Here is an 8,876-nt window from a genome sequence, read left to right on the forward strand (position 1 = left end):
CCTGGTCCGACGAACGTTTTTGTTCCGAGCTGCAAAAGGCCTTCGGCTGGCGGCTTGGGCGCATCACCCACGCCGGAAAACGCGTGGCCTATCCGCTTGCGCTGACGACCGCATCACAGACTGTCTCCCATCGCGTCGCCCTGGTCGGCAACGCCGCGCAGACGCTACACCCCATCGCCGGGCAAGGCTTCAACCTTGGCCTCCGTGACGTGATGAGCCTGGCCGAGCTCCTGGCCCGAACGTGGAGCGAACAACAGGATTGTGGCGCATACTCAGTGCTGAGCCATTACCAGAAACGACGCCAGGCGGACAAAGCGGCGACCATTGGCATCACCGACGGTTTAGTCCACCTGTTTGCCAATCGCTGGGCACCGCTGGTTGCGGGTCGCAACCTTGGGCTTATGGCGATGGAACTGTTCATTCCGGCACGTGACGTGCTGGCGCAGCGGACCCTGGGTTGGGTCGCGCGTTAAGGAGTATTGACCGTGCAAAATGTTGATGTCGCCATTGTGGGCGGCGGAATGGTAGGACTGGCGCTGGCTTGTGGTTTACAGGGCAGCGGCCTGCGCGTGGCCGTGCTTGAGCAAAAAGCGCCGCAGCCTGTGGCGCAGGATGCACCGCCAGAGCTTCGCGTCTCGGCGATCAATGCCGCCAGCGAAAAGCTACTGACGCACCTTGGCGTCTGGTCTGAAATCGTGGCGCTCCGTGCCAGTTGCTATCACGGGATGGAAGTGTGGGACAAAGACAGCTTTGGCCGTATCGCGTTTGACGATGAAAGCATGGGTTACAGCCACCTTGGATATATCGTTGAAAACGCGGTGATCCACCACGCGCTGTGGCAGAAAGCGCAGCAGTGCAGCGACGTCACGCTGATCGCACCGGCGAAACTTCATCAGGTGGCGTGGGGCGAAAACGACGCGTTTATCACTCTTGAAAGTGGCGATATGCTGACTGCGCGTCTGGTAGTGGGTGCCGACGGCGCTAATTCCTGGCTCCGTAACAAAGCGGATATTCCGCTGACCTTCTGGGATTACCGTCATCACGCGTTGGTGGCCACAATTCGCACCGAAGAGCCGCACGGCGGCGTGGCGCGCCAGATTTTCCATAATGACGGCATTCTGGCCTTCCTGCCGCTTGCCGATCCGCATCTCTGCTCCATCGTCTGGTCCTTAGAGCCGGAGAAAGCGCAGCAGATGCAGGAGACGACGCCGGATGCCTTCAGTCAGGCGCTATGCGTGGCGTTTGATAACCGTCTGGGCCTGTGCGGGCTTGAAAGCGAACGCCAGACGTTTCCGTTAACCGGTCGCTACGCGCGTCAGTTTGCCGCGCACCGTCTGGCGCTGGTGGGGGATGCGGCGCATACCATTCATCCGCTGGCCGGGCAGGGAGTGAACCTCGGCTTTATGGACGCGGCTGAGCTGGTTGAAGAGCTGCGTCGCCTGCATCGGGAAGGCAAAGATATTGGTCAGCATCTGTATCTGCGTCGCTACGAGCGCAGCCGCAAACACAGTGCGGCTATGATGCTGGCGGGTATGCAGGGCTTCCGCGAGCTGTTTGCCGGAGCGAACCCGGCGAAAAAACTGCTGCGCGATATTGGCCTCAAACTGGCCGACACCCTTCCCGGCGTAAAACCGCAGCTTCTTCGTCAGGCAATGGGCCTCAACGATCTTCCCGACTGGTTACGTTAATCTCGATCCCCGTCACACTTTATTTTCCCGGCCTGCGCGCCGGGGAAATTCCCTCGTTTGAAATAATCTAATTTCACGTCATTTTTCGCATTAGAAAATCTAATCTTACTATTTTTATGTTACGGAAATTCGGCCCATTTTTCCGCATGAAATATCAGCATCTGCTAAATCCTGTTAGATCATTGTTAATTTTATGCGGGTTTAATCGCATTTTTCCAGTGAATAACTCTGTAGGCTTTTCAGCGATTTTTGGTCATAAGCTAATGTGATGACCCGTTTTACCTTATGGTTAACCGCCGGTTTCGGTGGTAAGTTCAGGTAAAAGAGAACGTTTGCGTCGGCCCCCGATCGCGAGGCCGACACCGGGTTTCACGGTGAATTTTTCAACGAGGAAAAGATGGCTCAACAGACTCCTTTGTACGAACAGCACGTGTTATGCGGTGCCCGCATGGTGGACTTCCACGGCTGGATGATGCCGCTGCACTACGGCTCGCAGATTGATGAGCACCACGCGGTGCGCACCGATGCCGGTATGTTCGACGTGTCTCATATGACGATTGTCGACCTGCGCGGTAGCCGCACCCGGGAGTTTTTGCGTTATCTGCTGGCAAACGACGTCGCCAAACTGAAGACGCCGGGCAAAGCGCTCTATACCGGTATGCTCAATGCCTCTGGCGGCGTGATTGACGACCTCATCGTCTACTACTTCACCGAAGATTTCTTCCGCCTCGTTGTAAACTCCGCCACCCGCGAAAAAGACCTCTCCTGGATTTCCCAACACGCTGAACCTTACGCCATTGACATCACTGTCCGTGACGATCTGTCGCTGATTGCCGTACAGGGGCCAAACGCCCAGGCGAAAGCCGCGTCTCTGTTTAGCGACGAGCAGCGCAAAGCCACCGAAGGCATGAAGCCATTCTTCGGCGTGCAGGCGGGGGATCTGTTTATCGCCACCACCGGCTACACCGGTGAAGCGGGCTATGAAATTGCCATGCCAAACGAGAAGGCCGCTGATTTCTGGCGTGCGCTGGTGGAGGCAGGTGTGAAGCCTGCGGGCCTGGGCGCGCGCGATACGCTGCGTCTGGAAGCGGGGATGAACCTCTACGGTCAGGAGATGGACGAAGGCGTCTCTCCGCTGGCCGCCAACATGGGCTGGACCATCGCATGGGAACCGGCTGACCGTGATTTTATTGGTCGTGAAGCGCTGGAGATGCAGCGCGAGAAGGGCACTGAACAGCTGGTAGGCCTGGTGATGAAAGAAAAAGGCGTGCTGCGCGGCGAGCTGCCGGTGCGCTTCACCGATGCCGATGGCAATCATCGCGAAGGCGTGATCACCAGCGGAACGTTCTCCCCGACGCTCGGCTACAGTATTGCCCTGGCACGCGTGCCGGCGGGGATTGGCGAAACGGCGGTGGTGCAGATCCGCAACCGCGAAATGCCGGTCAACGTGACCAAACCGATTTTTGTTCGCGCCGGTAAGCCGGTCGCCTAACTATTTTTATCAGGAGAACTTCAATGAGCAATGTGCCAGCAGAACTGAAATACAGCAAAGAACACGAGTGGCTGCGCAAAGAGGCGGACGGCACTTACACCGTTGGGATCACCGAGCACGCGCAGGAGCTGCTGGGCGACATGGTGTTTGTTGACCTGCCGGAAGTGGGCGCAACCGTGAGCGCAGGCGATGACTGTGCGGTGGCGGAATCCGTTAAAGCGGCCTCTGACATCTACGCCCCGGTAAGCGGTGAAATTGTTGCCGTGAACGACGCGCTCAGCGACTCCCCGGAGCTGGTGAACAGCGAACCGTATGAAGGCGGCTGGATCTTCAAGATCAAAGCCAGCGACGAAGCGCAGGTTGCCGCGCTGCTGGATGCGACCGCGTACGAAGCACTGTTAGAAGACGAGTAATCAGTAATCCCCCTCTCCCTTTGGGAGAGGGCAGGGGTGAGGGTGCTAATCTTCCCCTCACCCTAACCCTCTCCCAAAGGGAGAGGGAACTTAAATTCACTGCACGTTTCAGGAACCATCGCTCATGACACAGACTTTAAGCCAGCTTGAAAACCGTGGCGCCTTCATTGAACGTCACATTGGGCCGGATGCTCAGCAACAGCAGGAGATGCTGAAGACAGTTGGCGCGGATTCATTAAACGCACTGATCGGCCAGATCGTGCCAAAGGACATCCAGCTTGCCACGCCGCCGCAGGTAGGCGAGTCCACGACGGAGTTCGCCGCGCTGGCGGAGCTTAAGGCCATCGCCAGCCTTAACAAGCGCTATAAGTCTTACATTGGCATGGGCTACACCAACGTGCAGTTACCGCCGGTGATCCTGCGTAACATGCTGGAAAACCCGGGCTGGTACACCGCTTATACCCCATATCAGCCAGAAGTCTCCCAGGGCCGTCTGGAAGCGCTGCTGAACTTCCAGCAGGTGACGCTGGATCTGACCGGTATGGATATCGCCTCTGCCTCGCTGCTGGATGAAGCCACCGCCGCCGCCGAAGCGATGGCGATGGCGAAGCGCGTGAGCAAACTGAAAAACGCCAACCGTTTCTTCGTCGCGGCGGACGTGCATCCCCAGACGCTGGACGTGGTGCGCACCCGTGCGGAAACCTTCGGCTTTGAGGTGATTGTCGACGACGCTGAAAAAGTGCTGGATCACCAGGACGTCTTCGGCGTGCTGTTGCAGCAGGTGGGCACCACCGGGGAAGTACACGACTACGGCGCACTGATCGCCGAGCTGAAATCCCGTAAGGTTATTATTAGCGTCGCCGCTGATTTTATGGCACTGGTGCTGCTGACGGCGCCAGGTAAACAGGGCGCGGATATTGTCTTCGGCTCAGCCCAGCGTTTCGGCGTGCCGATGGGCTACGGCGGCCCGCACGCGGCGTTCTTTGGCGCGAAAGATGAATTTAAACGTTCCATGCCAGGCCGTATTATCGGCGTATCGAAAGATGCCGCCGGTAACACCGCGCTGCGCATGGCGATGCAGACCCGCGAGCAGCATATCCGCCGCGAGAAAGCGAACTCCAACATCTGTACCTCGCAGGTGCTGCTGGCTAACATTGCCAGCCTGTACGCGGTGTTCCACGGTCCGGCAGGCCTGAAGCGTATTGCCAGCCGCATCCACCGTCTGGCCGATATCCTGGCCTGCGGTCTGCAACAGAAAGATCTCAGACTGCGTCATGAACACTATTTCGACACCCTGTGCGTCGAGGTGGCAGACAAAGCGGCCGTGCTGGCGCGCGCCGAGGCAGCGCAAATCAACCTGCGCAGCGACATTCACAATGCGGTCGGCATTACGTTGGACGAAAGCACCACCCGTGACGATATCCTGACCCTGTTCAACGTATTGCTGGGTGACGCACACGGTCTGGACGTTGATACGCTCGACAAAGAGGTTGCGCTCGACAGCCGCTCCATTCAGGAAAGCATGCTGCGCGACGACGCGATCCTGACTCATCCGGTGTTCAACCGCTATCACAGCGAAACCGAGATGATGCGTTACATGCACTCGCTGGAACGTAAAGATCTGGCGCTGAACCAGGCGATGATCCCGCTGGGCTCCTGCACCATGAAGCTGAACGCCGCGGCTGAGATGATCCCAATTACCTGGCCTGAATTCTCTGAGCTGCACCCGTTCTGCCCGGCTGAGCAGGCGGAAGGTTATCACATGATGATCAACCAGCTCTCCGACTGGCTGGTGAAGCTGACCGGGTACGACGCGCTCTGCATGCAGCCGAACTCCGGCGCGCAGGGTGAATACGCTGGTCTGCTGGCGATCCGTCACTATCACGAAAGCCGCAATGAAGGCCACCGTGATATCTGCCTGATCCCAAGCTCCGCCCACGGTACCAACCCGGCTTCTGCCCAGATGGCAGGAATGGAAGTGGTGGTTGTGGCGTGCGACAAAAACGGCAACATCGATCTGGCCGACCTGCGCGCCAAAGCCGAGCAGGCGGGCGACAAACTCTCCTGCATCATGGTGACCTACCCATCCACCCACGGCGTGTACGAAGAGACCATCCGTGAAGTGTGTGAAGTGGTGCATCAGTTCGGCGGCCAGGTTTACCTCGACGGCGCAAACATGAACGCCCAGGTGGGCATCACCTCTCCGGGCTTTATTGGCGCGGATGTGTCGCACCTGAACCTGCATAAAACGTTCTGCATTCCGCACGGCGGTGGCGGCCCGGGTATGGGCCCAATCGGCGTGAAAGCGCACCTGGCACCGTTTGTGCCGGGCCACAGCGTGGTGCAGATTGAAGGCATGCTGACCCGTCAGGGCGCGGTCTCCGCGGCACCGTTCGGCAGCGCCTCTATCCTGCCAATCAGCTGGATGTATATCCGCATGATGGGCGCGGAAGGGCTGAAGCAGGCCAGCCAGGTAGCGATCCTTAACGCCAACTACATCGCAACGCGTCTGAAGGACGCCTATCCGGTGCTCTATACCGGCCGCGACGGTCGCGTGGCGCACGAATGCATCCTCGATATTCGTCCTCTGAAAGAAGAGACGGGCATCAGCGAGCTGGATATTGCCAAGCGCCTGATCGACTACGGATTCCACGCGCCAACCATGTCCTTCCCGGTTGCGGGAACGCTGATGGTTGAGCCGACCGAGTCTGAAAGCAAGATGGAACTGGATCGCTTTATCGACGCCATGCTGGCGATCCGCAGCGAAATCGACCACGTGAAAGGCGGGGAGTGGACGCTGGAAGATAACCCGCTGGTTAACGCGCCGCATACCCAGAACGAACTGGTGGCAGAGTGGAACCACGGTTATACCCGCGAGCTGGCTGTCTTCCCGGCAGGTGTGGCAAACAAATACTGGCCAACCGTGAAACGTCTTGATGATGTTTACGGCGACCGTAACCTGTTCTGCTCCTGCGTACCGATGAGCGAATACCAGTAACGTTGTTCCTGTAGTAACGTAGGCCGGGTAAGGCGAAGCCGCTACCCGGCTTTTTTATTGGGAGAAAAGAATGGCAATTGCACTGGTCACCGGCGCCAGCCGGGGTATTGGTAAAGCCACCGCGCTACAGCTGGCAAGCGAAGGCTACACCGTTGCGGTGAATTTTCATCACAACATCAAAGCCGCGACAGAGGTCATTAATCAGATCGTGGACGCGGGCGGTAAAGCCTTTGCCGTGCGCGCGGACATCAGCGATGAGGCGCAGGTGATGGCGATGTTCGCCAGCATCGATCGCGAAGGTGAGCCGCTCGCCGCGCTGGTGAACAACGCCGGGATTTTGTTTGAACAATCCACCATCGAACACCTCTCCGCTGAACGTATTAACCGCGTGCTGGCTACCAACGTCACCGGCTATTTTCTCTGCTGCCGTGAAGCGGTTAAGCGCATGTCGCATAAACACGGCGGCAAGGGCGGCGCGATTGTGAATGTCTCCTCGGCGGCGTCACGGCTGGGCGCGCCGGGGGAATATGTGGATTATGCCGCCTCAAAAGGGGCGGTGGATTCCCTGACTACCGGCCTCGCGCTGGAGGTGGCGGCACAGGGCATTCGCGTTAACGGCGTGCGGCCAGGCCTGATTTATACCGATATTCACGCCTCCGGCGGCGAGCCGGGGCGTGTGGATCGGGTGAAGTCGATGTTACCGATGCAGCGTGGCGGTCAGCCGGAGGAGGTCGCCCAGGCCATTGCCTGGCTGCTGAGCGACAAAGCCTCCTATGTTACCGGTAGCTTCCTGGAGCTGGCTGGCGGGAAGTAACGCTACGACGCCAGCCACAGCCGCAGGCGCATTCCCCAGCCGCTGGTCCAGCCGGTGGTGATCGACTTCACCTCACCGTGAGAGATCACCACCAGCGTTGGCGTCACCTTAACGTCCCACTCACGCGCCAGTTCTCCGCTGGCGTCGTTGACCGTGGGCATCATCGCCTTCTTCTTCCTCATCCATGTTTCGAGCGTCGCGTTATCGCCCGAGCGCAGCGCAACCGACATCACGTTACCCCCGTCCGCGGCAAGCGCCGCCACCGACGGCGTGGTGTAGCGGCAAACGCCGCACCATGTCGCCCAGACGTAGACCAGCAGCGGTCGCTCCTTACTCATGGCGATAAGATCGACGGGCTGACCGTCGAGGGTGTGCAGTGCCGTCGCGGAGAAATTCTGCGGCAGCGCGGGCTGGCGGAAATAGTCCACCGCCAGGCTCACGGCTATGCCAATCAGCAGCCACACGCCCAGTTCGCGCAGCAGGCGCGGAAGCTTACTTGCCACGGACGTTTGCCAGCTGTTCTTTGACCAGCCCCTCCAGGTCGTCATACGGAATGGCGCCCGCCACCATCTGGTCGCCGATAATGGTCGCCGGGGTACCCTGAATATTCAGCACCTGCGCCAGGATGAGGTTCATCTTTAAGCTGTCCATGGTTTTATCATCCGTTTTAATGCCGTCCGTTCCGGTCTTGACCTTCGCGGCGGCGATGCTGGCGTCATCGTGATAGCCCTTTTTCATCATCAATCGCTGGTGCAGCGCCCAGAATTTATCCGGCGCCTGCTGCCACGTCGAGAGCGCCGCTTTCGCGGCATTTACCGAGCTTTGTCCCTTAAACGGCAGCAGTTTGACGATGAGCTGCACGTCGGGATTTTCCTGCACGATTTTCTCCAGCATTGGGTCGAACTGCTTGCAATACGGGCAGTTGTAGTCCGTGAAGGAGACGATGGTCAGCTTCGGCGATGCCGCGCCGGTTCGCGGGCTGTTGGTGTCGTTAAACAGCAGTTTTGCCAGCTGGTCGCTGGAAGCGTCATCTGACGGTGCGGCGAAACCGAACGTTGATAACGACAGCAGAAGTAAGGCTATTAAGGCTCTCATGTTATTTTCCTTTTGCATCGGACAGGGTGCTCAGCACCGCTTCGCGGCTTAACAACGCAGGCAGCACGTGGCCCTGCGGTAATCCCGGTCCGTAGATCTGGTTAAACGGCACGGCGGCGCTGCCGCGCGTGGTTAAGAACTGGCTGATGGTATCTGAGGGGCGGCTCCAGTCGCCGCGCAGGGCGACAACGTCCGGGGCGGAGAGCGCATCCTGCACGTCGTCGCGCAGCAGCACGTTGTATTTATTGGCTTTACAGGTCACGCACCAGTCGGCGGTCACGTCGACGAACACCCGTTTGTTCTCCGCCAGCGCGCGGGCAATGGCCTGCTCGCTGAGCGGTTGCCAGTGGATACGATCGCGGCGGGAACCCTCGCC

9 protein-coding genes are annotated in these 8,876 nt (G+C 59.0%); 6 read left to right on the top strand and 3 right to left on the bottom strand.

Annotation, left to right across the window (positions count from 1 at the left end; genetic code table 11):
* The 6 genes from DD606_RS22725 to DD606_RS22750 form a co-directional block, all read left to right on the top strand.
* Positions 1-473 (top strand): FAD-dependent monooxygenase (locus DD606_RS22725; protein ID WP_176691462.1); only part of this gene is annotated, 473 nt, incomplete at its 5' end.
* A 12-nt stretch (positions 474-485) separates the two neighbouring features.
* On the top strand, positions 486-1,688 hold the full coding sequence (gene ubiI, locus DD606_RS22730; RefSeq protein ID WP_045350801.1) for an FAD-dependent 2-octaprenylphenol hydroxylase: 1,203 nt from the start codon (positions 486-488) through the stop codon (positions 1,686-1,688).
* A gap of 397 nt (positions 1,689-2,085) precedes the next feature.
* A complete protein-coding gene (gcvT, locus tag DD606_RS22735) occupies positions 2,086-3,180 on the top strand; it encodes a glycine cleavage system aminomethyltransferase GcvT (RefSeq protein ID WP_003860107.1) in 1,095 nt (364 codons plus the stop codon).
* 23 nt (positions 3,181-3,203) lie between these two features.
* Positions 3,204-3,593: a glycine cleavage system protein GcvH gene (gene gcvH, locus DD606_RS22740; protein WP_006811885.1), complete on the top strand. Its 390-nt coding sequence runs from the start codon at positions 3,204-3,206 to the stop codon at positions 3,591-3,593.
* A gap of 124 nt (positions 3,594-3,717) precedes the next feature.
* Positions 3,718-6,591 carry an aminomethyl-transferring glycine dehydrogenase gene (gene gcvP, locus DD606_RS22745; RefSeq protein ID WP_129259189.1) on the top strand — a complete coding sequence of 958 codons (2,874 nt, stop codon included), beginning with the start codon at positions 3,718-3,720 and terminating at the stop codon, positions 6,589-6,591.
* A 70-nt stretch (positions 6,592-6,661) separates the two neighbouring features.
* Positions 6,662-7,405: an SDR family oxidoreductase gene (locus DD606_RS22750; protein WP_058656473.1), complete on the top strand. Its 744-nt coding sequence runs from the start codon at positions 6,662-6,664 to the stop codon at positions 7,403-7,405.
* Between the two features lie 2 nt (positions 7,406-7,407).
* On the opposite strand, the gene DD606_RS22755 is transcribed toward DD606_RS22750, so the two are convergent.
* From DD606_RS22755 to DD606_RS22765, 3 genes are all read right to left on the bottom strand, one after another.
* Positions 7,408-7,908, bottom strand: coding sequence for a protein disulfide oxidoreductase (locus tag DD606_RS22755; RefSeq protein WP_003863422.1), 501 nt, complete (start codon positions 7,906-7,908; stop codon positions 7,408-7,410).
* The gene (locus DD606_RS22760; RefSeq protein ID WP_003863423.1) at positions 7,898-8,500 is read right to left on the bottom strand and encodes a DsbA family protein; all 603 of its coding nucleotides are present in this window, start codon (positions 8,498-8,500) and stop codon (positions 7,898-7,900) included. Before DD606_RS22760 ends, DD606_RS22755 begins: the two co-directional genes overlap by 11 nt.
* 1 nt (position 8,501) lies before the next feature.
* A partial coding sequence (locus DD606_RS22765) for a thioredoxin family protein (RefSeq protein WP_129259191.1) occupies positions 8,502-8,876 on the bottom strand: 375 nt, incomplete at its 5' end.

The sequence above is a fragment of the Enterobacter cloacae complex sp. GF14B genome (assembly GCF_004136805.1).
Taxonomy (GTDB): domain Bacteria; phylum Pseudomonadota; class Gammaproteobacteria; order Enterobacterales; family Enterobacteriaceae; genus Enterobacter; species Enterobacter hormaechei_C.

Bases quoted from the DNA above. Each gene is read 5' to 3' on its own strand.
- gcvT (WP_003860107.1), top strand. From the start codon at position 2,086: ATGGCTCAACAGACTCCTTTGTACGAACAGCACGTGTTATGCGGTGCC.
- gcvH (WP_006811885.1), top strand. From the start codon at position 3,204: ATGAGCAATGTGCCAGCAGAACTGAAATACAGCAAAGAACACGAGTGG.
- gcvP (WP_129259189.1), top strand. From the start codon at position 3,718: ATGACACAGACTTTAAGCCAGCTTGAAAACCGTGGCGCCTTCATTGAA.
- DD606_RS22750 (WP_058656473.1), top strand. From the start codon at position 6,662: ATGGCAATTGCACTGGTCACCGGCGCCAGCCGGGGTATTGGTAAAGCC.
- DD606_RS22760 (WP_003863423.1), bottom strand. From the start codon at position 8,500: ATGAGAGCCTTAATAGCCTTACTTCTGCTGTCGTTATCAACGTTCGGT.